Raw genomic sequence first — 24,968 nt, 5'->3', positions numbered from 1 at the left:
GGGCGCGTGAGGTCACACCACCTTGGCGTCGCGAAGCCTTGCGATCTCGTCGGCCCCCAGGCCGAACTCCTTCAGCACCTCCTCGGTCTGCTCGCCGAATTCCGGCGGCCGCGCCACCATCCTGCTCGGCGTGCGCGACAGCGTCACGGGCTGGCCGACCAGACGGATGTGCCGGCCTTCGTCGTTCGGCACGTCCTGCGCGATGCCGAGATGCTTGACCTGCGCGTCCTCGAACATCTGGTCGATGGCGTAGATCGGCCCGCACGGCACGCCGGCCTCGTTGAGCTCGCGGACCCAGGTCTCGGTCGACTTCGTCACCGTGCGCTTCTCGATCTCGGCGTTGAGCGCATCGCGGTTCTTGGAGCGGGCAGGGGCGGTCGCATAGTCGGGATGGGCATAGAGCTCCGGTGCACCGATTGCCTGCGCGCAGCGCTCCCAGATCCGCCCGCCCGTGGTGGCGATGTTGATGTAGCCGTCGGAGGTCTTGAACACGCCGGTCGGGATGCTGGTCGGATGGTTGTTGCCAGCCTGCTTGGCGACCTCCTTCTCCATCAGCCAGCGCGCGGCCTGGAAGTCGAGCATGAAGATCTGGGCCTGAAGCAGCGAGGTCTGCACCCACTGACCCTTGCCCGAGACCTCGCGCTCGAGCAGCGCGGTGAGGATGCCCATGGCGCAGAACAGGCCCGCGGTGAGGTCGGCGACGGGAATGCCGACCCGCATCGGCCCCTCGCCCGGCGCGCCGGTGATCGACATCAGCCCGCCCATGCCTTGCGCGATCTGATCGAAACCCGGCCGCTTGTGGTAGGGGCCGTCCTGGCCGAAGCCGGAGATGCTGCCATAGACGATGCGCGGGTTGATCGCGGCGAGGCTGTCGTAGTCGATTCCGAGCTTCTTCTTCACGTCGGGCCGGAAATTCTCGACCACGACGTCGGCCTTGGCGGCGAGGCGCTTGAACAATGCGAGCCCGCGCTCGTCCTTCAGGTTCAGCGTCATCGCCCGCTTGTTGCGGTGCAAATTTTGGAAGTCGGAACCGCGTCGCGGCCCGCCCGGCTGCTCGCCGCCGGCATCCTCGGTCAGCGCGTCGATCTTGACGACGTTGGCGCCCCAGTCGGCGAGCTGTCGCACGCAGGTCGGCCCGGAGCGGACACGGGTCAGATCGAGCACGGTGAAGCGCGACAGGGCTTCCGAGGCATGCGGGAAGGGCATCGTGAAAGGCTCCGGGACAGATTGCGGGCCTACCATAGTGCCCAGAGATCACGCGACAAGCCGGCCCGACGCCGGTCCCGCCTGCCGAAATGCCTTGCCTGAGGGCGTCTGCGAGATCAGCGCGACAGGCGCTTCAATTCGGCGCGCGCCTGCGCGGCGAGGGGATCATCGCCGTGGCGCGCAATGAAGAGCTCAAGGGCCTCCCGCGTTCCCTTCCGGCGGGCAGCTTCATATTCCTCTGCCACCGCAGCGGCAGGATCGCGCGCCATCGGCATGGAGGGCGCGCGCCTTGCCTTGCTGCTGTCCTCTGCTTTGGCCTTCTCCACCATCACAGGCAGTCCTCCGAGACGTTGATGGGACAGTCCAGCAAGCGCAATCAAGGCGCCAAACAGGCCGGCCGGGAGTGTGCGTCGTTTCATGAAACCCTGCAAATTACGGGCGTTCCGGGAACAAACTCTATGCTCGCGTTCCGTATCTCTACGGTATTTAATGGCTAACACAGCCTTATGGGAGCAGCGCAAACGCCGCTGCCCCATTTAAACCAAACGTTTAACTCTCTAGCTAAAATCATGTGCCCCCGCGGCGAATCACACGACGCGTTGCTTTGGAGATTCAATTGGCTACCGCTGTTAATGTCAGTGCCACCAACAACGCCGAGATCGACGGCCTGTTGTCGGGCGTCAAATGGTCGGGCACGATCACCTACAGCTTTCCTGACGCGCCGAGCGACTATTCCAATCCCTATTACGGCGGCGGCAGCGAGCCGACCACGTCGGGTTTTGCCTCGGCACCCACGCAGATCCAGACGGCGATCAACTACGCGATCGGATTGATCCTCGGCTATACCAACGCCGACATCCAATATGCGGGCACGAACGGCGCCGACATCATGGTTGCGCAGTCGCCGGCCGCCAATCCGACCGCCTACGCCTACTACCCGGGCAATTATTCGTCCGGCGGCGACGTCTGGTTCGGCACGCAATACAATTTCTCGCTGGCCAAGCTCGGCAATTACTACTTCACCACCGCGCTGCACGAGCTCGGCCACGCCTTCGGCCTCAAGCACAGCCAGGAGGCCGGCGGCCCCGCCAACGTCGCGGTGCCGAGCGCGCACGACGACAGCGAATACACCGTCATGAGCTATCGCAGCTATGTCGGCGCCTCGACGACAGGCGGCTACACCAACGAAGCGTACGGATATTCGCAGACCTACATGGCCAACGATATCCTCGCGCTCCAGACCATGTACGGTGCGGACTACACGACCCAGAGCAGCAACACCGTCTACACCTGGAATCCGACCACGGGGCAGGAGTTCATCAACGGCGTCGGCCAGCTCGCACCCGGCGGCGGCGCCGGCGGCTCGGCCAACCGCATCTACGAGACGGTTTGGGACGGCGGCGGCATCGATACCTACGACCTGTCGAACTACACGACGAACCTGAGCATCAATCTCAATCCCGGTGCCACGTCGGTGTTCTCCTCCGTGCAGCTGGCCTATCTCGGCAACGGCCATTACGCCTCGGGCAACGTCTACAACGCCTACCTCTACAACAACGACGCGCGTTCCTACATCGACAACGCCACCGGCGGATCCGGCAACGACACGATCGTCGGCAACGCCATCGCCAACACGTTGAACGGCGCCGGCGGCAACGACAAGATCACCGGCGGTGCGGGCAACGACACCATCATCGGGGGGGCGGGCACGGACACCGCGGTGTATGCGGGCAGCCGGGCCAACTACACGGTTTCCTACAGCGCGGCGACACAGAGCTTCACCCTCGTTGACCTGCGAAGCGGATCGCCTGATGGCACCGATACCGTCGCCAGCGTCGAGTATTTCCAGTTTGCCGACCAGACGGTCGCCACGTCGACGCTCATGGGTCCTCTCACCCTCGAATCCGTCGGCACGACAGCGCTCGTCCTCGACGCCCAAAATTACAAGCTCAATCCGACCGCCGGCGGCACCGGCCCGATCCTGAAGAATGGTGGAGCGGCCATCATTGCCGGCAACTATGGTGCCTGGTCGCCCGTGGCCGCCGAGCAGGTTGCAGGGGGAGGCTATGACGTTGCCTGGAAAAATGCTTCGACGGGCTACTTCTCGATCTGGAGCACCGACAGCAACGGCAACTTCCTGTCGACGCTGACGCCCGAAGTGCCTGGAACGGACTCCCGGCTGATTTCGCTTGAGACGTCCTTCCATCAGGATCTCAACGGCGACGGCAATATCGGTGCTGCACTGATCACCATTGAAGCTCAGGGCACGACCAGCCTGGTCCTGAGCGCAGGCAACTACTATCTCAATCCGACCGCAGGCGGCACCGGTCCGATCCTGAAGAACGGTGGAGCGCCCATCGTTGCCGGCAACTACGGTGCCTGGTCGCCGGTTGCGGCCGAGCAGGTCTCGGGCGGCGGCTATGACGTCGCCTGGAAAAACGTCTCGACCGGCTACTTCTCGATCTGGAGCACAGACAGCAACGGCAACTTCCTGTCGACGTTGACGCCCGAAGTGCCTGGAACGGACTCCCGACTGATTTCGCTGGAGACGTCGTTCCATCAGGATCTCAACGGCGACGGCAGCGTCGGCGCATCGGGCGGCCCGGCGAGCGTCACGATCGAGAATGCGGGTAGCACCAGCTTGGTCCTCAGTGCCGGCAACTACAATCTCAATCCGACTGCCGGCGGCGCCGGCCCCGTCCTGAAGAACGGCGGGGCGCCGGTGATTGCCGGGAATCACGGTGCCTGGTCGCCTGTTGCCGCCGAACAGGTCTCGGGCGGTGGCTATGACATCGCATGGAAGAATGCCTCGACTGGCTATTTCTCGGTCTGGAGCACCGACAGCAACGGCAATTTCGTATCGACGCTCACGCCCGAAGTGCCTGGAACGGACTCCCGCCTCAAGGCGCTCGAGCCAGTATTCCACCAAGACCTCAACGGGGACGGCGCCGTGGGCGCAGCGCCTGTCGCGATCGTCGACGGCGGCTTTGTCTTCAACCAGAATGCGGGCGGAACTACATTGTCCGGGCCGTCGGAGCCGCCGGATCCTATGCCCGCGCCAGCCGATCCGCAGACCGCGTCCGAGCAATGGACGCAACCCGCAGGTCACGACAACGTCGTGGCCGACAATCTGATGGATGTGCTTCACAATCTGCACGCCTCCGGCTTCCTGCTGAGCTGATGGCGTCCGTCTCGCGAGATCGGGCCGAGACCGATCATTTCCTTGTCATGGCTGGCCGATAACCTCCCAACGCGGGAGGTACGATTTTTCGCGGGCAAGTTCCTGATGAAAAATTCTCTGCAAAAGGGAGCTATTCGATTGAACCTTGTCTGATCCGGTGCGACCATTAGATGGCCTGCGTTCCGTCGTGCAACTTCTGTGCGGCGTGGTGTGCCAAAAGTCTGTTTCTGTTCTTTCCCAATAGCGTTGCGTACCCAATCATTTGAACACGAAGCCGTATTGCGAGCGCCGCAAAGCGGCGGGGGAGGTCTCTGCGAAATCTGAAAGGTGATGATGCCGTAGGCCGCGCGGCGCGCGGGCTAGGACAGCGAAGACTTGTGCATGGCAACGAGCTGGTATCCCAGCTTAATCTCGGGAGAATCGGAAATGCGTCGAATTGCACTCTTGGCCTTGCTTGCAGGACTGTTCGGGGCGGTGGTCGCATCGCAGCCGGCTCATGCGCAGGCCACCCGAACGTGGGTGTCCGGTGTGGGCGACGACGTCAACCCGTGCAGCCGCACCGCCCCTTGCAAGACCTTTGCCGGGGCGATCTCGAAGACCGCGGCGGGCGGCGAAATCAATTGCCTCGACTCCGCCGGTTTCGGCACGCTGACGATCACCAAAGCCATCACGGTCTATTGTGAAGGCGTTGTTGGCGGTGTCCTCGCCACGCTCGGCATCAACGGCATCAACGTCAATGCGGGTGCGGGCGACCACATTGTGCTGCGGGGGCTCGACATCGACGGCGCTGGAAGCGGCTTCAAGGGCGTCAACGTCCTTCAGGCGGCCTCGGTGGTGATCGAGCATTGCTTCATCAGGAATTTCAACGCCGCGAACGGCGCCGGCGTTTTCGTCAACCCCACGAACTTCAATTCCATGCTCATGATCCGCGACAGCGTGATCTCGCATAACGGTACCGCGGCCGCCGGCGCCGGGATCAGCATCAACACCAACGGCGGCAGCTCCAGGTCCCTGATCAACAATACGGCGATTCACAACAACTTCGTCGGCTTGAGCGTGCAGGGAACGTCCAACGTTCAGGTCAACAACAGCAATATCTCGGAGAATCTGAGCACCGGCATCGCGCTCAGCGGCGCTGCGGGGATTCGGATCGGCCGCTCCATGATCGTCAACAATCTCGGCGCGGCGACGACGGGTAACGTGCTGTCCTATCTGGACAACCAGATCAACGGCAACAATCCGGACACGACGCCGGCGACCGCTGGCGGCTATCACTAGTCTCTAGCTTCTCCACAAGCGCCTGGCGTGCCAACAACGTTAGATTTTCAATTCGATTTGGAGGTTTGAAATGCGTAGAATTGCTCTATGGACCCTTGTCCTGGGATTGCTCGTCCCGTTCGCAGTGTCGCAGCCGGCTCATGCCCAAGCGACCAGAACGTGGGTGTCTGGTGTCGGCGATGACGTCAATCCGTGCAGCCGCACCGCGCCGTGCAAGACCTTCGCGGGCGCCATCTCGAAGACCGCGGCGGGCGGCGAGATCAACTGCCTCGACTCCGCAGGCTTCGGCACGGTGACGATCACCAAGGCCATGACGATCTATTGTGAGGGCGTCGTCGGCAGCATCCTCGGCTCGGGCACCAATGGCGTCAACGTCAACGCCGCGGCGACCGATCATATCGTGCTGCGCGGTCTCGATATCGAGGGGGCCGGCACCGGGCTCAAGGGCGTCAACATCCTCCAGGCGGCCTCGGTGGTCATCGAGCACTGCTTTATCAGGGATTTCAACGGTGCGAACGGCGTCGGCGTCTTCGTCAACCCCTCGAACTTCAACTCCATGCTCATGATCCGCGACAGCGTGATCTCGCATAACGGTACCGCGGCCGCCGGCGCCGGCATCAGCATCAACACCAACGGCGGCAGCTCCAGGTCTACGATCAACAACACGGCGATTCACAACAACTTCGTCGGCTTGAGCGTGCAGGGAACGTCCAACGTTCAGGTCAACAACAGCAACATCTCGGAGAATCTGAGCACGGGCGTCGCGCTCAGCGGCGCTGCGGGGATTCGGATCGGCCGCTCCATGATCGTCAACAATCTCGGCGCGGCGACGACGGGTAACGTGCTGTCGTACCTGGACAACCAGATCAACGGCAACAATCCGGACACGACGCCGGCGACCGCTGGCGGCTATCACTAGAGCTTCGCTTTAACTGCTTCAATCGACGAGCTCCGGGCGCGATGCGCCCGGAGCTTTCTTGTGTCCGGCAGCGCTATGGATTTCGGGATGCCTGCGGACTAGTCTGGCTGCCTACGCAGGGAGAGACGGTCGCATGCAGACCCTCGATAGCCGGAATCCAGGGTTTTGCCGTGCGGTGCCGCGGATGCGCGGCTTCACGCGACTTGGGTGGGGCTGTGCCGCCATGCTGCTCGCGCTCGCCTTCGCGATTCCCGCGAAGGCCCAATCGTTCCGCCAGGGCGTCTCAGCCTTTCATCGTCAGGACTATGTGACGGCATCGCGCATCTTCATCCCGCTCGCCGAGCGCGGCAACGCGGCTGCGCAATCCTATCTCGGTATGCTGTTCGAGACCGGGCGCGGTGTGCCGCAGAACTACACGGAAGCGGCGATGTGGTACCGTCGCGCGGCGGAGCAGGGCGACAGCCGCGCCCAATATTCGCTGGGGCTGCTCTATGACCGTGGCCAGGGCGTGCCGCAGGATATCGTCGAGGCCTCCAAATGGCTCAACCTGGCCACCGCCGCGGCGCCGCCACAGGTGCGCGAGGCGCGGGCGCGGATCCGGGATGCCGTGACCACCAAGATGACGCGTGGAGAGATCGCGCAGGCCCGTCTGCGCGCGCTTGAATGGGCGCCGAGCCGCGAGCACTGACCGCCACGCCTTGGCCGCCAGCCGCCAAGCGGTGCCCGGAGCGGGCCGCATCGTCACGATGAAATCCTGCCGGTGTTTTGCCTGACGAGTCAAATCGCTTCGTAAAATCCGTAGGCGAATGCAGCGTCCTGGTAAGTCATTGATAAAGCTGGCCTCGCCTACTGTGCATGGGGTTGTTTTCGAAAGTTTTTGAAGGCAGGGCCTTTACGGCCAGCTGCCGAGCCAGTCCGCATACCAGGTCTCGCCCAGCCAACCGATCCAGATCGCCGGCGCCAGGAATAGCCCGAACGGCAGGAACGCCGTGGCACGCAGCGGCTTGCCTTGCAGCGCCGCGTTGACGACATAGGCGCCGATCGCGAGCAACGCGGCAAGCTCGATCACTGCGGCGACGGTCGCAAGATCGAGCCAGGCGCCGCACACCGCGGCGAGCTTGACGTCGCCAAGCCCGAGCCCGTCCCGGCCGCGCCAGCGCCGGTAGACCGCCATCAGCAGCAGGAGCGGGAACGCCACGGACGCCGCGCGGGCCAGCGGCCAGAGCAGCGCCTCGGTGCCGGTATCGGGCACCAACGCGCCGGCACGAAGCAGGGCGAGCGCGAAGGCGGCGGCCGTCAGTGCGTTCGGAATGCGGTAGTCGCGGGCATCGTTCGTCGCGATCGCAAGCATCAGGGCGGCCAGGAACGCGCCGTACAGGCCTTCGGCGCCCGGAGCCGCGACGAGGCTTGCGATCACGCCGGCCAGCAGGCTCGTGCCGAGCACGAGCGGCGGGCCCCCCCCGACCTTCGCCGTCCGATCGCGCACGCCTCAGCGCGCCGCCTTGGGCGGGCTCACGGTGACCACGGGATTGCTGGTGCCGACCAGGCGGCTGTTCATCTTGCTGCGCATTTCCTCTGCGATCACGTGCGCATCGACGCCGTCCTTGATGACGGTCGGGCGGATGAACAGGATCAGCTCGGTGCGGGCGCGCGTGTTGCCCTGGTGCGAGAACGCATCGCCCACGCCTGGAATGGAATCGAGGATCGGAATTCCCTGACGCTGCTTGTTCTCGGTCTCGCTGATCAGGCCGGCGAGCAGCACGGTCTGGCCGCTCGTCACCGCGATCGAGCTCTTGACCCGGCGCTGCGAGATCGTCGGCGTCAACGATCCGGTGCTGCCGGCAGCCACGCTCGAGATCTCCTGCTCGATGTCGAGCACGACGTTGCCGTTGGCATTGGCGCGCGGCAGCACGCGCAGGATGATGCCGGTGTTCTTGTAGTCGATGGTGTTGACGACGGTGTTGTTCGCGGTGAGCACGGTCGCGGTGCCGGTCGAGAACGGCACCTGGTCGCCGACCTGCAAGGTCGCCGGCTGGTTGTCCAGCACGACCAGCGACGGGTTGGACAGCACCTTGACGGTGGTGACGTTGTGGAGCGCATCGAGCACCACGCGCGGGGAGTTTTCCGCCCCGATCAGAAAGTTGAAGCCGGGCAGCGCGCGGCCCAGCAGCGCGCCGGCGGCGGCGTTGACCGCGCTGGTCTGCTGCTCGATGTTGCTGCCGACCGCAGCGCTGTTGCTGACGCCGCCGATGACGTTGGAGACCGAGCCGTGCTTGCTGGCGATGAAGAACTGGACGCCGTAGTTCAAGGCGTCGTTCAGCGTCACCTCGGCGATCGTGGCCTCGATCGCGATCTGGCGCTGCGGCCGGTCGATCTGCCGGATGGTCTGCTCGACAATGCGCTGCGATTCCGCATTGGCGTAGACCAGCACCGCGTTGTTGCTGACGTCGGCCGTGATCCGCACGTTTTGCAGGATCGCATTGTTGACCGGCTTTGCGCCGGTGCCGAGCAGCGATCCGGAGCCGTTGTCCTGCCCGGGCACGCCGGAGGCGGAAGGAGCGGGACGCGCGGCAAGCGAGGAGCCGGGAGCGCCGGTGACCGGAGTCGCGGCGCCCGCGGCTGCGGTCGGAAGCGCGCTGAGCGAGGCGATTGGATTGGTCCCGGACGAGGACGTCGCGATGCCCGAGCCCGGTGAGATCTGGCCCGCGGAATTGTCGAGCGAGGACGTGCTGGAGGCGCTCTGGCTGAACAGGATTTCGTTCAGCAACGCCACCACCGCTTTGGAATTGCCGTAGCGCAGCGGATAGGATTTCAGGTTCACGCCATCCGTGTCCGAACGGTCGAGCCGCGCGATCCACGTCTGCGCGCGCTTGAGATATTCCGGCTTCTGGCTGACGACGAGAATCGAATTGAGACGGCCGATCGGCTGGAATTTGATCACGCTCTGGCTCAGGCCGCCTTCGCCGGAATCCATAATCTTCTCGATCTCCGAGATGAGCGGCTCCGGCGTGGAGTTCCGCACCGGGAAGATGCCGACCGACTGCCCGCGCATCCAGTCGGCATCGAAGGAGAGAATGGTGTCCACCGCGGTCGCCCGCTCGGTGCCGCTGCCGCTGACGATCAGCGTGTTGCGGGCCGTGTCGGGGCGCATCGTCTGCGCTTTCACGCCGAAGGCGTCGAGCAGCTTGAAGATGTTTTGGGCCGAGACGTAGCGCAGCGGCACCACTGTGATGCCCTGGCCGGCTGCGGCGTTCACCGAGCGGTCGATGCCGCCAGGGCCGGCTTCCGGCGCCGGAAGCAGGCGATAGCCGGTGCGGTCACGGACCAGTGCGACACCGGACATGCGTAGAGCGTTCTCCAGCACGTAGATCGCATCCGCCTTGGGCACGGGGCGCACCGAGGCCAGCGTCACGGTTCCCTGCACGCGCGGGTCGATCGTGTATCCGACGTTGAGTACGTCGCCGAGGATGACCTTCGCCACGGTGGCGACCGGTGCGTTCTCGAAATTGAGGTCGTAGCCGCTGCCGCCCCCATCGTCGCGTTCGACCAGCCCGCCGCCTTGCGGCGTTGCACCATCGCTGAGGTAGATCGCCGGTTTCGACGATTTCGCCTGTGCCATGCCACTTGAGCCTGCATCTGCAGGTTGCCGCGGCTGGAGATCGAGGGAGCGGATTTTGTCGGCAATGTCCTGCGCGCGCGGATCCTTCGGGTCGGCTTCGATCGACTGGTCGGCTGTAACGATGCAGGCGCCGAGCAGCAGGGCCGACGACAACAGGATGAGCGTTCCAGGCAACGCTGAGCGAAGGCGCAAGAGCGGTTGAACCACCTCGGACAAAATACGCCTGCCAACACTGGAAGTGAATGGAGATCGCATCCGATCCCCCTTGGCTCGGACGCGCAATAATTTGCGCCACGATTATGTTTTTGCTAAGCAATAAGTCAAGGGTAAAGGGCCTGCCGCGTCCCGTCGAAGTTGTTGCATTCAGGTAACAAGGTCAACGCTGTGAATGCGATGCGCGACCGCTCCGCAGATAGCTTCCGACAGCATCTTCTGGACAAATATTCATTGCCGCCGCGGGCGCATGTCCATCTCGACAAGTCGGGCAATCCCGCGCTCACGCGCCCTTTGCGTGAATTGTGGGAGGCCACCGATCTTTCGGCGGCCGAATTCGCAGACGAGGTCTCCGATCATTTTGGTCTGCCGCGGCTGAGCCTTCCGCAGCTGCTCGCCGCGACGCCCCGCCTTGAAGGCTTCTCGCGCCGCTTCCTGCGCGAATCCACCATCTTTCCTTTCAGCGCGCCGAACGACGTCGTCCGGCTGGCTGTCGCCGACCCCTCCGACAGGGCTGCGATTCGCGCCGCCGAAATCGTTTTCGGAGCCCCCGTCGATGTCGTCGTGGCCTCCTATGAGGATATCACCACGGTGCTCGATCAGCGCGACGATGCCGATGACGCAAGCGCCGATCGGGGCGGCAGGAGCGTCGCGCAGCAGTCCGACGATGACATCGAGAGCCTGCGCGATCTCGCCAGCGGCGCCCCGGTAGTGCGCGCGCTCAACGATCTCCTGGAGCGCGCGGTGGACCTGCGTGCCAGCGACATCCACGTCGAGCCCTTCCGTGCCGGACTTGCCGTGCGCATGCGCGTCGACGGCCTGTTGCGCGCGCTGCCGTCGCCGCACGGCATTCCGCCGCAGGCGCTGATCTCGCGCATCAAGATTCTCGCCAGCCTCAACATCGCGGAACGGCGCCTGCCGCAGGACGGTGCGGCGCGCGTCCGGGTCGGGCGCAGCGAGATCGACGTTCGCGTCGCGACCATGCCGACCCAGCACGGCGAGAGCGCCGTCATCCGCTTGCTGCCGCGCGATCGCGGCCTCCTCGAGATGAGCAAGCTTGGCCTCGCCGCACGCGACGAGAGCGTGATGACGCGCCTGCTGGCGATGCCGCACGGCATGATCGTCGTGACCGGCCCGACCGGCAGCGGCAAGACCACGACGCTCGCCACCATGCTGTCGATCCTGAACGAGCCGACGCGAAAGATCCTCACCATCGAGGATCCTGTCGAATACGAGATCCCCGGCATCAACCAGTCCCAGGTCAAGCCGTCGATCGGGCTGACCTTCGCGTCCGCCATGCGCGCCTTCGTGCGCCAGGACCCCGACGTCATCATGGTCGGCGAGGTCCGCGACGCCGAGACGGCCCATATCGCTATCCATGCCGCGCTCACCGGCCACCTCGTCTTGACGACGCTGCACACCGAGACGGCGGCGGCCGCCGTACCGCGTCTGATCGATCTCGGCATCGAGGGCTTCCTGCTGAAGTCGACGCTGCGTGCCGTGGTGGCGCAGCGCCTGGTGCGCGTGCTCTGCGACCGCTGCAAGGTGCCGCATGCATTGACCGAGGCCGATCTTGGCAAGGACCCGCGCCTTGCGGTGATCGGCTTCAGATGCGGCGAAGTCGTGCACGAGGCCGGCGGCTGCGAGCGCTGCGGCGGCACCGGCTATCGCGGCCGCAACGGCGTGTTCGAGATCCTGGAAATGTCCGACGAGGTGCGCGCACTGGTCGGGCCGCAAACCGACTCCCATTCGATCGACGCCGCCGCGATGCGCGGCGGCATGACGACGATGCTGGAGGATGCAGTCGCCAAATGCCGGGCCGGGCTCACCACCGTGCCCGAGGTCTTCCGCGTCACGACGGTGCGCTAACGCATGCCGAATTATCGTTACCGCGCGCTCAACGCCAATGGCGAACTGGTCTCCGGGGCGATCGCTGCGCCGGGACCGGCCGACGTCGCACAGCGGATCGAGCGGCTCGGCCTCGTTCTGGTCGACAACGTCACGCCGGAAGAGGGCGGCTCGGCCGGCCGTGTGTTCAGCCTTTTCAACCGGCCGAAGCCCGAAGACGTCACCATCTTCACCCGCGACCTCGCGCTGCTGTTGCGCGCCGGCGCGCGCATCAATGACGGATTGGAGCTGCTTGCGGTCGATCCCGATTTCGGCCGGCTGCGTCCGGTCGTCGCCGACATCCGCTCGCGCGTCGTGTCGGGCGAGAGCTTTGCCGAAGCGCTGGCGCGGCACGAAGGGCAGTTCCCGCCGATGTATGTCGCGCTGGTGCGGGTCGGCGAGGCCTCGGGATCCCTCGACCAGGTGCTCGAGGTGCTGGCCGGGGAGCGCACGCGCAGCGAGGCGCTGAGACAGCGGCTGTCGGACGCCATCCGCTATCCCCTGTTCGTGCTCGGCGCGGCGGGATGCGTGTTGTTGTTCTTTCTCACCTTCGTGCTGCCGCAGTTCGCATCCGTGTTGCAGGATTTCGGCGCCAAGATCGATCCGGTCGTCGGCGCCTTCCTCAACGTCTCGACGTTCTTGCGCGGCAATTCCGATGCGGTGCTGGCGGCGCTTGCGGCCGCCATTGCAGCAGCGTGGCTCTTGCTGCGGCAGGAGCGCCTTCGTCGCAGCATCACCAATGCGATCACCCGGCTGCCGGCGATCCGCAACGTGATGAGCGCCTACCGCACGGCGCTGTTCTGTCGCAATCTCGGCCTGCTGCTCGGCAGCGGCGTCAATCTCACCATCACGCTGCGCATCCTCGTCGACATGATGGCGACGACCGGCTCGTCTGCGGTCTGGAGCGACGCCGCGGACCGCGTTCGCCATGGTTCGAAACTGTCCGATGCACTCGCCGAAACCGAGGCGCTGCCGGCGATGGCGGTACGCATGCTCCGGCTCGGCGACGAGACCGGGCAATTGCCGATGCTGTCGGGACGCATCGCTGAATTCTACGAGGCAAAATTGCAGCGCATGCTGGACCGCGCCGTCGGCATCGCGGGTCCGGCGGCGATCATTGCGATATCGCTGGTCGTCGGTGGCCTGATCACGTCGGTGATGACGGCGCTGATGTCGGTGAGCCAGATTGTCGGATAGCAGGGAACGGGAGAGGCTTGAAGTGACCAAACATCCATGCGCAAGGCGCGGCAGGTGGCGCGCGCGGCAAGGGGAGGCGGGCTTCACCCTCGTCGAGATGCTGGTCGTCATCACCATCATCGGCATGATCATGGCGCTGGTCGGCCCGCGCGTGCTGAACTACCTGAGCGAGTCCAAGGCCAAGGCGGCGAAGATCCAGATCGAGAGCTTTTCCAGCGCGCTCGATCTCTACTTCATCGATCTCGGCCGCTACCCCACGTCGAACGAAGGGCTCACCGCGTTGACCCGGGGCAACAATCAGCCCGGCTGGAACGGTCCTTATTTGCGCGGCGGCGTGGTGCCGAACGACCCCTGGGGGCACCTCTACGTCTATCGCTCGCCGGGCGCGAGCGCGCCTTACGAGATCATCTCGCTGGGATCGGACGGTCAGGAAGGCGGCAGTGGAACGGCAGCCGACATTGTCAGCGGCGCGCGCTGACGGCCTCTTCGAGGCGCGCGGCTTCGCGCTGATCGAGATCCTGTGCGTTCTCGCGATCATCGGTCTGCTCGCGGCGATCATCCTGCCGGCGATCCCGCGCTCGACGACGCGCGCCAGGCTGGAGAGCTACGCGGTCGAGACCGCGGCGCTGCTGAAGGCCGACCGCAACGCGGCGCTGCGCCGGCAAACCAGGGTGGCGACCCAGGTGGATGCGGAGGCGCGCGCGATCCGCTCCGGCGTCACCGGGCGGACCATCCGCCTTCCGGCCGACGTCGTGGTGCAGGCGATGCTGGCCGCGCGCTGCGCCGACCGCACGGCGGGCCGGTCGATCGATTTCTTTCCGTCGGGCATGTCGTGCGGCGGGGTAATCGCCCTGGCGCGGCCCGGCATGGGATACGAGGTGCGGGTCAACTGGCTGACCGGAGGCGTCGAGATTGTCACGCAGAAGCTCTGATACGGCCGGCTTCACGCTGATCGAGACGCTGGTTGCACTCGCGATCATCGCGGTCGTGCTCGGGACGATCGGCTCCGTCATCGCCGCGACGGCGAAGGGGACGCGCTCGATCGACCAGCAACTGGCGCTTGCGGGCACGGCCGAGACGCTGCTTGCGGATTTGCCGGCGCGCGCTCTGCTGAAGCCTGGCCGGCGGAGCGGCGAGCTGGCCGGCAGCCGGTGGCGGATCGATGTCGCGCCGATGCGTATGGCCGGCGGCGACCCTGCCAGCGATCGCTTTGTGCCGCTGGCCGTCAACCTGCGCCTGCAGCGCGGCGACGGAGCTGCGATCCAGATCACGACGGTGAAGCTGGTGCCGAGGGCCTCTCAGTGAAGAGTCTGGCAATGAAACGCCTGCGCCGCGCACTGGCCGACGAGGCGGGCTTCACGCTGCTCGAAGTGCTTCTGGCGACGCTGCTGATGACCGTCATCCTGGCGGCGCTGGCGACGGTGACAGCGCAATGGCTGCCGAACTGGAATCGCGGCATTGCCCGCGTGCAGCGCGCCGAGCGGCTCGCAACCGGGCTCGACCGCATCGTGGCCGACCTGTCGGTCGCCGAGCAGATCACCGTCAATGGCGATGCCAAGGCGCCGCTGTTCGACGGCACCGAATTGTCCGTGACCTTCCTGCGCACGGCGCTCGGCCCGAACGCGCGTCCTGGGCTCGAATTCGTTCGTCTGATCGAAAAGGCGGACGCGCAAGGTCTCGCGCTGGTGCGCGAGCGCGCGCCGTTCCAGCCGATGCCGACGGACGGACAGATCCGCTTCGTCGATCAGGTCGTGCTGATCCGGGCACCGTTCCGCGTCAGCTTTTCCTATGCCGGACCCGACGGTCAATACCAGCCGACCTGGCGCGGCCAGACGCAGCTGCCGGATCGCATCCGCATCACGGTGCGGGACAGCGCGACCGGACAGGTGCTCGCGGTCTCGGGCGCGGTGGTCCCGCGCATCACGGCGCCGGCCGAATGCGCGCGGGCCAAGAATCCGTCGACTTGCGTGACGGCGCGGACCCGTCCGCAACAGGCGGAGAAAGAGGAGCGGCAGCTGTGAGCGGAGCGCGGCGCGACCAGGCGGGCCTTCGTGACGGCCGTGGCTTCATCGTCGTCGCGGTGCTGTGGATGCTGGCGGCACTGGCGGCGCTTGCGCTGATCTACCTGACCTATGTCACCAACACGGCGGTCACGGTCGCGGTCAATACCGACAGATTGCAGGCCGACGCGCTGGTGAACGCCGGGCTCGAACTTGCGGCCTACCGGCTGACGGCGCAGAACGAGGCGGCGCGCCCGACCAGCGGCACCTTCAATGCCCGCGTCGGCGCCGGCCGGGTCAGCGTGACGTTCCGCTCGGAGGCTGCGCGCGTCGATCTCAACATGGCGCCGAAATCGCTGCTCGCGGGGCTGATGACGTCGCTCGGTGTCTCCACCGCGGACGCACCCGCCTACGCCGACCGGATTCTCGCCTGGCGCTCGTCGTCCGAGCCCGGCCAGGAGCATCCGGAGGATTCCTACTATCGCACGATCGGCGCGCCCTATCTGCCGCGCCACGCGCCGTTTCCGCACAGCGACGAGCTCTGGCTCGTGCGCGGCATTCCGGCCGCCGTCGTGGAGCGCGTGCTGCCCTTCGTCACCGTGTTCAGCAACATGCGGACCGTGAATGTGCTCGATGCCGCGCCGCAGGTGGTCGCCGCACTGCCGGACATGACGCCCGAGAGACTGCAACGGGTCCTGGGCGAGCGCGCCGACCCCAACGTCGATCCGCGCGCCCTGGTCGGGCTTGCCGGCGGCGCCAATGCGACGGTCGAGGGCTCGAGGGCATACCGGCTGACGGTCACGGTCGAGCTGCCGTCGCGGCGTCGGAGCTCGGCCGATATCGTCATTCTGCTTCTCGACGGCGGCGATGAGCCGTATCGTGTATTGTCGTGGCACAACGCCGTCGACGGTTCCGCTGGAAAGCCTCTGTGAGATGAGCTCGCTCGCTTCTCTTCGCGCCATTCTCGATGCCTGGACCGGCACCGTGGCCGGCACGATCGTGGCCGCCCTGGAGCGGATGGTGGCGCCGCGCGTGGTGAGGCTGGTCGAGACCGATACCGGCGCATTCGCGCTGGAGGCGGCTCGGTCCGAGAACGTTCCGAAGGAGATCGCGTTCGAGAATGGCGAGTTCGCGAGTGCCGACCTCGCGCAGATCGTGCGCGGCAGCCGCGTCGAGATCGTGCTGCGGCCGTCGCGCTTCCTGTTTCGCCCTCTCGAGCTGCCGGCGCGCGCGGCCGATTTCCTCGACGGCATCGTGCGGGCGCAAATCGACCGGCTGACGCCGTGGAGCGCGAGCGAGGCCGTATTCGGTTGCAGCGCTCCGGTGACACATGGCAGCGACGGCATCACCACGGAAATCGTCGCGGCGCCGCGCAAGCTGGCGATGAGCTATGTCGCGGCGGTGACGCCCTTCCATCCCTCGGCGATTGCGATTGCGACGGAGGGGGCGGCAGGCTCGCGCATCAAGGTGTTCGAGCAGAGGTCGCGCGGCGCGGCAGACCCGGTCCGGCTGAGCCGGGTGCTGCAAGCGGCGCTGGCCCTTGCCGCCGTCGCCGCGGTGATCGGGTCGGTCGCAGCGAGCTACCTGGCAGACAGCCTCGGCGCGCAGGAGAGGGAGCTCGAGCGCCAGATCGCCCAGCGCCGCGCCGCGCTCCGCGGCAGCGAGACCGGCGAGCGCTCGCCGCTCGCGCTGCTCGAGCGCCGCAAATACGAGACGCCGGCGAGCGTGATCGTGCTGGAATCGCTGAGCCGGGTGTTGCCGGATCATACCTATGTCACCGAGCTGCATCTTGCGGGCAACAAGCTCCAGATCGGCGGTATCACCCGCGATGCCCCCTCGCTGATCCCCTTGATCGAGCAGTCCCAGCATTTCACCCGCGCCACCTTCTACGCTCCGACCACGCGCAGCTCGTCAGATCCCGGCGAGCGCTTCCATATCGAGGCGCAGATCGAGCCGAGGAACGTGCCATGAGCAGCGCGAAGGCTACTAGCGGCAATGCGGTTGCGCGGGCGCTGGCCGGCTCGCCGCTGATCGCGGTCACCCTCTATGCGGCGGTTGCGGGCGGGCTGCTGCTGACGACCGGGCTGTCGATCGCCGAGATCGTCGCCCATCGCCAGGCCCTGACGCAAACCTCCGACCTGCTCGACCAGTTTCGCGGCCGCAAGGGCGGTGCCAAGAACGCCGCGGCTTCGATGGCCGAGCGTCCCGGCACGCCGTTCCTGGAGGGCCCGACCGTGACGGTCGCGGGCGCCAATCTGTTGCAGCGGGTTGCCGCGGCGGTCGGCGAAGCCGGCGGCTCGGTGCAGTCCTCGCAGGTCGACGTATCGGGCGCGCAAGCCAGGGACGGCTTCGTCGGTCTCGTCGTGAGCTGCGAGCTGGAGCAGTCCGCGCTGCAAAAGCTGCTCTACGATCTCGAGGCCGGCATGCCGTTCCTGTTCGTCGATCAGCTTGATGTCCAGGTGCCGCAGACCACGGCGCTGAACGAGGCCAGCGCCGGCCGCGTCAGGGTGATCCTGGGCGTCTCCGGCCAGTGGCAGGCGGCGGGGAAATAGGCGGCCCGGTCAAGCCACCTTCTGCCGATCATTGATGGGCTCGGCTACCAATTTGACCCCGAGCGAGTTCATCACCTTGCGGACGGTCTCGAATTCAGGTTTTGCGGTCGCTTTGAATGTCTTGTAGAGACTCTCACGAGAGAGGCCGGTCGCTTTCGAGATGTCACCCATCCCCTTCGCGCGCGCTGCGGTGTCGAGTGCGTTACAAATGTAAGCGTGGTCATTCGTCTCGAAGGCTTCAGTCAGATAAGCGGCAATCGCTGTCGGCGTCTTCAGATAGTCCGCAGCATCGAACTTGGTCACCCTTATCTTCGCTTTCTGTTCAGAGCTGGGCTGCGATCGCTTTGGCATGTCTGATGTCCCGATCTTGGCTTGACTTGTCTCCGCCGCAAAGGATCAACACGATCCTGTTGCCGACTTGCTTGTAGTACACGCGATAACCTGGCCCATGATCAATCCGCAGTTCGCTAATCCCTGCGCCGACGGCTCTCACGTCGCCAGCGTTACCCATGGCGAGCCGCTCGATGCGAGAAGCAATCTTTGCGACAGCTCGCTGGTCCCTAAGCGTGACGAGCCATCGATCGAATTCGTCAGTCTTTTGAACTTCAAACATAAGTATCCCATAGGATACAGTCAAGGGCGCTTGGCGAGCAGACGGATAGTTGTGTCAGCTCACCAAGAGTACTTGAATACGCCTTTGCCGGAATAGCTGCTGACGTTGCCGGAGAATTCGCCGTCGAAGGTGCCGGCGATCGAGAAGCCGCTCAGCCACTTCATCTCGGCGCTGCCGCTCACGAGCGCGGAGTCGGCGTCGACCTTGGCGCCGTTGACCACGAAGCTGGTGCCCGGCAGGGTCTGGAACAACGCGGTGACGGCACGGTTCGGATTGTAGTCGTGCGCCCAGGCGGCGCGGCCGCGCAGCGTCAGAACGCCGTTCTGCATGGCGTAGGACTTGTCGGTGCGCAGGCCGAGCTCGGACCGGGTGTCGGTGAGCGATTGAGCGGTGTAGTTCAGCGCGAACAAGCCGCCGCCGTTGAGGCTTGTCTCCGAATAGTTCGGCAGGTTGAAATTCGTCACCTGCGCCGCCGCGTAAGGCGTGATGCCGATCAGCGGCGTTGCGAAGCGATAGCCGCCTTCGAAGCGGGCCGAGAACGTGTCCGCCTTGAAGCGGCCCTGGAGCTGGTCGGCGCCGGCGAGCGCCACGGTGCGGTTGGTGGTGACGTCGTGCCAGCCATAGGCGAGCGCAGCCGAGACGTAGGCCGGGCCGAAATTGTGCCGGCCATAGGCGCCGGCCTGGAACAGGTCGGCCGAGCCCGAGCCCATCGCATTGGCGAGCGAATAGTTCAGCCCGCCGCCCCCGAGCGCGAAGCCGACCAGCGTGTCCATGGACACGCGATAGTCGGCTCCGGCCGCACCGCCCCAGACCCGCGCGGTGAGGTCCTGCGAGCCGACCTGCGCGTTGCCACCGACCTCGGCCGAGCCGCCATAGCCTGCGGACCAGACACTCCAGCGGCTGCTCGGCTGCGAAGAGAGCAGTGGCGCTTTGGTCGCCATCGCATAGGCCTCGCGTTCGCGCGCGGTGGCCGGCCGCATCGTGGCATAGGCGGCCGCATCGTCGCTCGCTGCGAAGTGCGCGACGCTGCCCGCCTTGGCGAAGCCGCCGCTGCGGCCCGCGATGGTCGGATCGAGCATCAAGTTCAGGAACTGGCCGTCGGCGTTGATCGCAGACTGGATGACGCCGGTGCCGAGCTCGCCGGAGGCGATGGTAAGTCCCGCCGGCGTCAGCGCGGCAAAGGCCGCGGGAATGCCGCCGGTGCTGTTGAAGAAGTTGGTCAGCGTGTTCGCGACGTTTTGCTGATTGACGGTGAGGCCGCCGCTAGGTGCGAAGTTCACGTTGACGTTCAGGTACACGTTGTTGGGGTCGTAGCTCAGCGTCGCGTTGAGCGTCGGCATGCTGGAGACGACGCTCGGATTGAAAGTGCTGCCGCCGAGGCCGCCGGCCGCGGTCAGGATCGTGTACTGCTTCTTGACCGTGCCCGAGGTGAAGTTCGCCCGCACCGTCGCGCCGCCGAGGCCGGCCGCGCCCGTGACCTGGGTGAGGCTGGCGTTGGTCGACGAGACCTGCACCAGATAGGTGGACGCGGCAGTGAAGGTCAGCGATCCGTTGACCGTCAACGGGCCGAACGGGTTTGCGGCGCTGCCCGGCGCCAGCGTACCGCCATTGACCAGGACGCCGGCGACCGTGCCGCTGCCGGCGAGCGTGCCGCCGGCATTGACGGTGACCGGGCTGTTCAGGATCGAGCCGTCCACCACCAGCGTGCCGCCGTTCACGGCGGTGGCGCCGGTATAGGTGTTGATGCCGGTCAGCCTCTGCGTGCCACCCGTCAGCGTCAGCCCCCCGCCGAAGCCGGCATCGTCGATGACGCCCGCGAAGGTGCCGCTGCCGTTCGTGATCGTCAGCGTGTTGGCGCCGAGATTGACTGCGCCGGAGCCGGAGAGCGACCTGATCGAGGTGCCGGCGCTGAGGCCCGCGATGTCGAAGATGCCATTGGCAATGACGCTGCTCGATGTTGCGATACTGCCATCGCTGCCGCCGGAATTGACGAGATCGAGCTCGCCGCCGCTCGCGATGGTCGTGGTGCCGGTATAAGTGTTGACGCCGTAGAGCTGCTGCACGGCTCCGTTCGCGATCGCGAGGTTGCCGCCGGTGCCGCCACCGATGCCGCCGTCCTGAATCACGCCGCCGAAGGAATTGCCGAGCGTGACGGTCAGCGTCTTCGATCCCAGCGCGACCACGCCGTTGGCGCCGAACGAGAACAGCCGGGTGACCGACGCGCCGGAGTTGGTCTGGGAAATGTCGAACGTCGCGCCTGCGCCGGCAAATCCAACGTAGAGCGAAGTCGCGATCGAGCCACTGCCCTTCAGTGCCAGCGTCGCCCCCGCGTCGATCTGCGTGACGTTGCTGTAGGTATTTGTGCCCGACAGCGTCTGCGTGCCGCCGAATATCTCGAACCCGCCGGTGCCCTGGATCACGCCCGCGAACTCGGTCGACCCATTGGTGATCACCAGGCTGTTGCCGCCCATGTTGACGACGCCGCTCGAGCTGCCGGCAAGCGTCGTGATGGCGTTGAACGGGACTGAAGAAGCCGAGATGTCGAGCGTCGCATCCACGGTGACGACGCTGGATGAGGAGATGCTGCCGAAGCCGGAGATCGCCACTGTTCCGGCCGAGATCGTCGTCGCACCGCTATAGGTGTCGGTGCCGGTCAGCGTCAGCGTGCCGGTGCCGACCTTGGTCAGCCCGCCGCCGGCGCCGGAAATCACGCCGTCGACCTGGGTCGAGGTGTTCAGGCTGCCCGTGGTGAGTGTGTTAGCACCGAGGACGTAATTGCCCGCACCTTCGATCGATCCGGCCGTCATGCCGCCGCTGGTCAGGCCGGAGATGTCGACCGTGCCGCCGGCATTGGTGATGAAGCGCGCGCTGCCCCCGGTGCTGGTGCCCGCGAAGTTCGTGGTGCCGCCGTTGTTGGTGGTGATGGTCGCGCCGCCTGCGGTGGCGGAGCCGTCGAAATTGACTGTTCCGTCGTTGACGATGGACGAGGTCGCTGCGGTGGTCGTGTTGTAGAAGTTCAACGACGCACCCGCTGCGTTGTTGATCGTGGCGGTCCCGGCCGAGGCACTGGTGAAGAAGTCGATCTGGCCGTTGATGTTGTTGGTGATCTGCGCGCCGCCCGCAGAGCTGGAATCCTCGAAGGTGACGAAGCTGTTGTTGACGAGGCTTGCCGTGCCCGCCGTGCTGTCCTGGATGAAGTTGACGTTGCCGCCGGCATCGTTCGTGATGGTCACGGCACCGGCGCCGCCGCTCGCGGTGCTGCTGTTCTGGAAGACGAGGTTATTGCCGGAGGTGACCTGGAAGTTCTGGGTATTGACCGTATCGTTGTTGATGATGCCCGTGCCGTTGACGATGAACGGGTTACCGATCGTGACCGAGTAGGCTTGAGAGATGCTCGTGAACGCGACCGTGCCGATGCTGACGACGCCGTTGTTGTTGTCGACCGCCGTGCTTCCAGTGTTGGTGAAGGTCGCCGTGCCGTCCGGCACGCTCGGGTTGGACGACCAGTTGGTGGGATCGGTCCAATCGCTGCTGCCGCCGACCCATGTGCCGTCGACCGCGTGAGCGGCGACGACGCCGAGCGCCGTGGTGGCGAGGAGCGTGGCCAGGGAGTGGCGCATGATGACGGATCGCAGTCCGCGTCCGATCCGTCCACAAGCCACCGTCGGTCCTCCCATCTGATCGTCTCAAATCCGCAAGGAAATCATTGCAAGCATGCAACCGTGGCGCGTAGCGAAGCGCCTGCGCTATGATCTCACGGCGTTGCAGCGGCCGGCAATGAACCGGTATCCATTTGCAGCGGGTTCCAACGCCTCCCGCCCTGCATTTCTGGGCGTCGTTGCGGCCGGGCAACACGTTTACGCATTGCAACATGCCAGGACTGTTCGGGTCCAATTCGGCGAGACGGCGTGGGTTGATGACGCACCGGATCGGAACTAGTTTGGCGCGGACGCCTCGCCGTCGTCGTGGCGCGGCCGGCGGTCGCAGGGGAATATCAATGTCCGGGTGGCTCAGGCCGACAGGATTGGCCGTCTTGTGCGTGGTACTCGGCACCGCAGGAACCACGGCGGCTACCTCCTCACGCATGGACGTCCTGTCCGATGACGCCGTGGGCAGTCCCGCCGAAAGTGTGGATGTCGGAACGATCAGGCCGATCGCGCGCCCTGCGCAACAGGCGCCCGGCAAGCCCGTTCCGCGCGGCAACCCGTTGTGGTCGGTGCCGATCTCGGCGCTGACCGCGACTCAGGAACGCCCGATCTTCTCGGCCATGCGGCGGCCGGCGCCGCGCGCGGTTGCCGCAACGCCGGTCGAAGAGGTCTATGCGCCGCCACCCAAGCCGGTCGAGGCACCGCCGCCCTTGTTGCTGGTCGGGGCCGTCGTCGGCGAGGGCGATGCCATCGCGATTCTCGTCAACCGTACCGATCAGAAGGTCGTGCGGCTGCGGCAGGGCGAGTCGCTTGGCGGCTGGTCGCTGATTTCGGTGCAGCCGCGCGAAGTGACGTTCAAGCAGGGCGAACGCAGCGAGGTACTTGCGCTGCAGCGGCTGGACGCAGCCGTTCCCGCGAGCCCGCCTGCGGATGCCGGGGGCAAGCTGACGATGCCGGGCCCGGCCGACCCGTCGTTCGCGCCGTTCGTGCCGCGTTCGACGCCGAAGAACGGCGAGTCGGATGGGCTCTGAGCACCGGCGCGCCGGGCCGATTGCTTGACGGGAAGGACGCGGCTTGACCGACAAGCAGATTGACGTGCCGGAGCCGGCCGACGGTTCGAGCAGACCCGGTGTCGGTCGCGCCGGCCGCCTCTTGCAGGGCTGGTCCGCGAACCTGGTCCAGATGGCGCTGGGGCTGTCGCAGCAGCTTCTGCTCATCCCCGCCTTCCTGCACGTCTGGACCGGCGACACGCTCGCGGCCTGGCTCGCGATCTACGCGGCAGGCAGTCTCGTCGTCGTCGCGGATGCCGGATTGCAGCTTCGCGCGATCAACCGCTTTCTCGCGTTCAAAGCCTGCGCCGATTGCGACGGCCGCACGGCGAACTTCTATTCAGCCCTGCTGCGGATCTATTTCGTCATCATCGCGGTGCTCGGTGTGCTGTTGTGCGCGGCCGTGGCCCTGGCGCGGCCATCGACCGTGCTCGGCTTCCAGGCGACGCCGACCTTCGATGCCGCGATGCTGGTGATGATCCTGGGCATGCTTCTGACGCTGCCCGCCAATCTCGTCTCCGGCCTCTATCGCGTGCGCGGCCGCTATGGCCGGACGGTCTGGCTGCAAAATGCCGCGCTGCTGCTCGGACAGATCGCGCAGCTTGCGGCGCTCGCCTTGTTCGGCAGCCTGCTTGCGGTTGCGATCGCCTTCGTGTCGACGCAGCTCCTGTTCGCGTTTCTGCTCGCCGCGTTCGATGCGCCGCGGCTGTTTCCGTTCCTGCGCCGTCGCGGCAAGCCGCCCTTCGTGCCGCCGTCGCTGCGATGGAGCCTCGGGCAGTTCGGCCGTGCAGTGCCTTTCGCGGTCGCCAACATCACCGAGCTGGCGCTGGTCAACGTCCCGGTGCTACTCGTCTCCGCGCTGGTCACGAACCGCGTCGCGGTGGCGCAATGGGGACTGACCCGCGTGATCGCGAGCCTGGTGCGCGGCCTGTGCCTCCAGGCGGCGCTGCCGCTCGCCGCCGAGCTCGGCCACGACCATGCGATCGGCGACATGGACCGGCTGCGCCGGCTCTACGCCCACGGCTCGGTGTTCGTGACCGGACTTGCCTGCGTGATCGTCGCGGGCCTGCTGCCGTTCTGGCCCGACTTCTTCGCGTTATGGACCCATGGCAGCATCCCCTACGACGCCCCGCTCACGGTGACGCTGCTGCTCGGCTCGGCGGCCGTCGCGCCGTCACTGCTGGCGCTGGCCTTCGCCAATCACAGCAATCGCGGCGACCTCCTGATCCGGGCCAAGGGTCTGCAGCTCGTGGTCTTCCTGGCGCTGTCCTTCGTCCTGATTCCGCGGCTGGGGCCGCTGGGTGCCGCGCTCGCGGTGGTCGCAAGCGACATTCTCGTCCAGTTCGGGCTGCTCGCGCTCATGGTGATGCGCCAGACCCTGCATCATCCGGGACGGCACGTCGCCTTCCTGATCGTCATGGCCGCCGGCATCGTGGTGTCGGGCTGGCTGATCGGGCAGGCGATCATCCTGCTCGTGCCTGGAAGTGGGCTTCTTCATTTCCTCGTGGAATGCGCGATCTGGCTGGTCGCGGTCGGCGGGCTCGCAAGCCCATTGCTGAGCAAGGCGCTGCGCGAGCGCTTGCGGGCGCTGATTCCGGCTTAGCCGT

Annotated in this window: 22 protein-coding genes; 15 read left to right on the top strand and 7 right to left on the bottom strand. The window is 65.9% G+C overall.

Features of this window, described 5'->3' with window-relative positions; all coding sequences use genetic code 11:
- Nucleotides 1-12: 12 nt before the first annotated feature.
- Both AB7M16_RS08370 and AB7M16_RS08365 read right to left on the bottom strand, forming a co-directional pair.
- Nucleotides 13-1,206, bottom strand: coding sequence for a CaiB/BaiF CoA transferase family protein (locus AB7M16_RS08370; RefSeq protein WP_453943633.1), 1,194 nt, complete (start codon nt 1,204-1,206; stop codon nt 13-15).
- Between the two features lie 116 nt (nt 1,207-1,322).
- Nucleotides 1,323-1,625 (bottom strand): hypothetical protein, encoded by a 303-nt coding sequence (locus AB7M16_RS08365; protein ID WP_172785387.1) that lies wholly within the window; start codon nt 1,623-1,625, stop codon nt 1,323-1,325.
- Nucleotides 1,626-1,822: 197 nt separating this feature from the next.
- Between AB7M16_RS08365 and AB7M16_RS08360 the strand changes: the two genes are divergently transcribed.
- From AB7M16_RS08360 to AB7M16_RS08345, 4 genes are all read left to right on the top strand, one after another.
- The gene (locus AB7M16_RS08360) at nt 1,823-4,387 is read left to right on the top strand and encodes a M10 family metallopeptidase C-terminal domain-containing protein (RefSeq protein WP_453943632.1); all 2,565 of its coding nucleotides are present in this window, start codon (nt 1,823-1,825) and stop codon (nt 4,385-4,387) included.
- 426 nt (nt 4,388-4,813) lie between these two features.
- Nucleotides 4,814-5,665: a right-handed parallel beta-helix repeat-containing protein gene (locus AB7M16_RS08355; RefSeq protein ID WP_453943631.1), complete on the top strand. Its 852-nt coding sequence runs from the start codon at nt 4,814-4,816 to the stop codon at nt 5,663-5,665.
- A 70-nt stretch (nt 5,666-5,735) separates the two neighbouring features.
- Complete coding sequence (locus AB7M16_RS08350; RefSeq protein ID WP_453943630.1) at nt 5,736-6,584, top strand: right-handed parallel beta-helix repeat-containing protein; 849 nt, start codon at nt 5,736-5,738, stop codon at nt 6,582-6,584.
- Between the two features lie 133 nt (nt 6,585-6,717).
- A complete protein-coding gene (locus AB7M16_RS08345) occupies nt 6,718-7,272 on the top strand; it encodes a tetratricopeptide repeat protein (protein ID WP_453943629.1) in 555 nt (184 codons plus the stop codon).
- A gap of 204 nt (nt 7,273-7,476) precedes the next feature.
- Here AB7M16_RS08345 and AB7M16_RS08340 read toward each other — a convergent pair whose 3' ends face one another.
- Nucleotides 7,477-8,070, bottom strand: coding sequence for a prepilin peptidase (locus AB7M16_RS08340; RefSeq protein WP_453943628.1), 594 nt, complete (start codon nt 8,068-8,070; stop codon nt 7,477-7,479).
- A gap of 3 nt (nt 8,071-8,073) precedes the next feature.
- Nucleotides 8,074-10,458, bottom strand: coding sequence for a type II secretion system secretin GspD (gene gspD / locus AB7M16_RS08335; RefSeq protein WP_453943627.1), 2,385 nt, complete (start codon nt 10,456-10,458; stop codon nt 8,074-8,076).
- A gap of 138 nt (nt 10,459-10,596) precedes the next feature.
- On the opposite strand from gspD, the gene AB7M16_RS08330 reads away from it, so the two are divergent.
- Genes AB7M16_RS08330 through gspM form a run of 9 tightly spaced genes read left to right on the top strand, consistent with a single transcriptional unit; the run spans nt 10,597 to nt 18,052 of the window.
- A complete protein-coding gene (locus AB7M16_RS08330; RefSeq protein WP_453943626.1) occupies nt 10,597-12,285 on the top strand; it encodes a GspE/PulE family protein in 1,689 nt (562 codons plus the stop codon).
- Nucleotides 12,286-12,288: 3 nt separating this feature from the next.
- The gene (locus AB7M16_RS08325) at nt 12,289-13,500 is read left to right on the top strand and encodes a type II secretion system F family protein (protein ID WP_271505337.1); all 1,212 of its coding nucleotides are present in this window, start codon (nt 12,289-12,291) and stop codon (nt 13,498-13,500) included.
- A 22-nt stretch (nt 13,501-13,522) separates the two neighbouring features.
- Complete coding sequence (gspG, locus tag AB7M16_RS08320; protein WP_212260121.1) at nt 13,523-13,978, top strand: type II secretion system major pseudopilin GspG; 456 nt, start codon at nt 13,523-13,525, stop codon at nt 13,976-13,978.
- Nucleotides 13,941-14,432: a prepilin-type N-terminal cleavage/methylation domain-containing protein gene (locus tag AB7M16_RS08315; protein WP_212260122.1), complete on the top strand. Its 492-nt coding sequence runs from the start codon at nt 13,941-13,943 to the stop codon at nt 14,430-14,432. The genes gspG and AB7M16_RS08315 overlap by 38 nt, the downstream gene beginning before the upstream one ends.
- Nucleotides 14,413-14,805 carry a PulJ/GspJ family protein gene (locus AB7M16_RS08310; RefSeq protein ID WP_453943625.1) on the top strand — a complete coding sequence of 131 codons (393 nt, stop codon included), beginning with the start codon at nt 14,413-14,415 and terminating at the stop codon, nt 14,803-14,805. The genes AB7M16_RS08315 and AB7M16_RS08310 overlap by 20 nt, the downstream gene beginning before the upstream one ends.
- Nucleotides 14,806-14,816: 11 nt before the next feature.
- A complete protein-coding gene (locus AB7M16_RS08305; protein ID WP_453943624.1) occupies nt 14,817-15,521 on the top strand; it encodes a hypothetical protein in 705 nt (234 codons plus the stop codon).
- On the top strand, nt 15,518-16,432 hold the full coding sequence (locus tag AB7M16_RS08300; protein WP_453943623.1) for a general secretion pathway protein GspK: 915 nt from the start codon (nt 15,518-15,520) through the stop codon (nt 16,430-16,432). Before AB7M16_RS08305 ends, AB7M16_RS08300 begins: the two co-directional genes overlap by 4 nt.
- Before the next feature lies 1 nt (nt 16,433).
- A complete protein-coding gene (locus AB7M16_RS08295; RefSeq protein ID WP_453943622.1) occupies nt 16,434-17,471 on the top strand; it encodes a PilN domain-containing protein in 1,038 nt (345 codons plus the stop codon).
- Nucleotides 17,468-18,052, top strand: coding sequence for a type II secretion system protein GspM (gene gspM, locus AB7M16_RS08290; protein ID WP_453943621.1), 585 nt, complete (start codon nt 17,468-17,470; stop codon nt 18,050-18,052). The genes AB7M16_RS08295 and gspM overlap by 4 nt, the downstream gene beginning before the upstream one ends.
- A gap of 9 nt (nt 18,053-18,061) precedes the next feature.
- Here gspM and AB7M16_RS08285 read toward each other — a convergent pair whose 3' ends face one another.
- Genes AB7M16_RS08285 through AB7M16_RS08275 form a run of 3 tightly spaced genes read right to left on the bottom strand, consistent with a single transcriptional unit; the run spans nt 18,062 to nt 22,285 of the window.
- On the bottom strand, nt 18,062-18,355 hold the full coding sequence (locus AB7M16_RS08285; protein WP_433996085.1) for an addiction module antidote protein: 294 nt from the start codon (nt 18,353-18,355) through the stop codon (nt 18,062-18,064).
- Between the two features lie 19 nt (nt 18,356-18,374).
- Nucleotides 18,375-18,665, bottom strand: coding sequence for a type II toxin-antitoxin system RelE/ParE family toxin (locus AB7M16_RS08280; RefSeq protein WP_212260131.1), 291 nt, complete (start codon nt 18,663-18,665; stop codon nt 18,375-18,377).
- A 59-nt stretch (nt 18,666-18,724) separates the two neighbouring features.
- Nucleotides 18,725-22,285: an autotransporter outer membrane beta-barrel domain-containing protein gene (locus AB7M16_RS08275; protein ID WP_453943620.1), complete on the bottom strand. Its 3,561-nt coding sequence runs from the start codon at nt 22,283-22,285 to the stop codon at nt 18,725-18,727.
- Nucleotides 22,286-22,749: 464 nt separating this feature from the next.
- On the opposite strand from AB7M16_RS08275, the gene AB7M16_RS08270 reads away from it, so the two are divergent.
- On the top strand, nt 22,750-23,343 hold the full coding sequence (locus AB7M16_RS08270) for a hypothetical protein (protein ID WP_453943619.1): 594 nt from the start codon (nt 22,750-22,752) through the stop codon (nt 23,341-23,343).
- A gap of 43 nt (nt 23,344-23,386) precedes the next feature.
- Nucleotides 23,387-24,964, top strand: coding sequence for a lipopolysaccharide biosynthesis protein (locus tag AB7M16_RS08265; RefSeq protein WP_453943618.1), 1,578 nt, complete (start codon nt 23,387-23,389; stop codon nt 24,962-24,964).
- The last annotated feature ends 4 nt before the right edge of the window (nt 24,965-24,968 follow it).

The organism is Bradyrhizobium sp. USDA 372 (assembly GCF_053629095.1).
Note: the sequence above shows the minus strand (reverse complement) of the source record. Positions and strands in the feature narration are given on the sequence as shown.

Bases quoted from the DNA above. Each gene is read 5' to 3' on its own strand.
- AB7M16_RS08370 (WP_453943633.1), bottom strand. From the start codon at position 1,206: ATGCCCTTCCCGCATGCCTCGGAAGCCCTGTCGCGCTTCACCGTGCTC.
- AB7M16_RS08365 (WP_172785387.1), bottom strand. From the start codon at position 1,625: ATGAAACGACGCACACTCCCGGCCGGCCTGTTTGGCGCCTTGATTGCG.
- AB7M16_RS08355 (WP_453943631.1), top strand. From the start codon at position 4,814: ATGCGTCGAATTGCACTCTTGGCCTTGCTTGCAGGACTGTTCGGGGCG.
- AB7M16_RS08350 (WP_453943630.1), top strand. From the start codon at position 5,736: ATGCGTAGAATTGCTCTATGGACCCTTGTCCTGGGATTGCTCGTCCCG.
- AB7M16_RS08345 (WP_453943629.1), top strand. From the start codon at position 6,718: ATGCAGACCCTCGATAGCCGGAATCCAGGGTTTTGCCGTGCGGTGCCG.
- gspD (WP_453943627.1), bottom strand. From the start codon at position 10,458: ATGCGATCTCCATTCACTTCCAGTGTTGGCAGGCGTATTTTGTCCGAG.
- AB7M16_RS08330 (WP_453943626.1), top strand. From the start codon at position 10,597: ATGCGCGACCGCTCCGCAGATAGCTTCCGACAGCATCTTCTGGACAAA.
- AB7M16_RS08325 (WP_271505337.1), top strand. From the start codon at position 12,289: ATGCCGAATTATCGTTACCGCGCGCTCAACGCCAATGGCGAACTGGTC.
- AB7M16_RS08305 (WP_453943624.1), top strand. From the start codon at position 14,817: ATGAAACGCCTGCGCCGCGCACTGGCCGACGAGGCGGGCTTCACGCTG.
- AB7M16_RS08295 (WP_453943622.1), top strand. From the start codon at position 16,434: ATGAGCTCGCTCGCTTCTCTTCGCGCCATTCTCGATGCCTGGACCGGC.
- gspM (WP_453943621.1), top strand. From the start codon at position 17,468: ATGAGCAGCGCGAAGGCTACTAGCGGCAATGCGGTTGCGCGGGCGCTG.
- AB7M16_RS08280 (WP_212260131.1), bottom strand. From the start codon at position 18,665: ATGTTTGAAGTTCAAAAGACTGACGAATTCGATCGATGGCTCGTCACG.
- AB7M16_RS08275 (WP_453943620.1), bottom strand. From the start codon at position 22,285: ATGCGCCACTCCCTGGCCACGCTCCTCGCCACCACGGCGCTCGGCGTC.
- AB7M16_RS08270 (WP_453943619.1), top strand. From the start codon at position 22,750: ATGGACGTCCTGTCCGATGACGCCGTGGGCAGTCCCGCCGAAAGTGTG.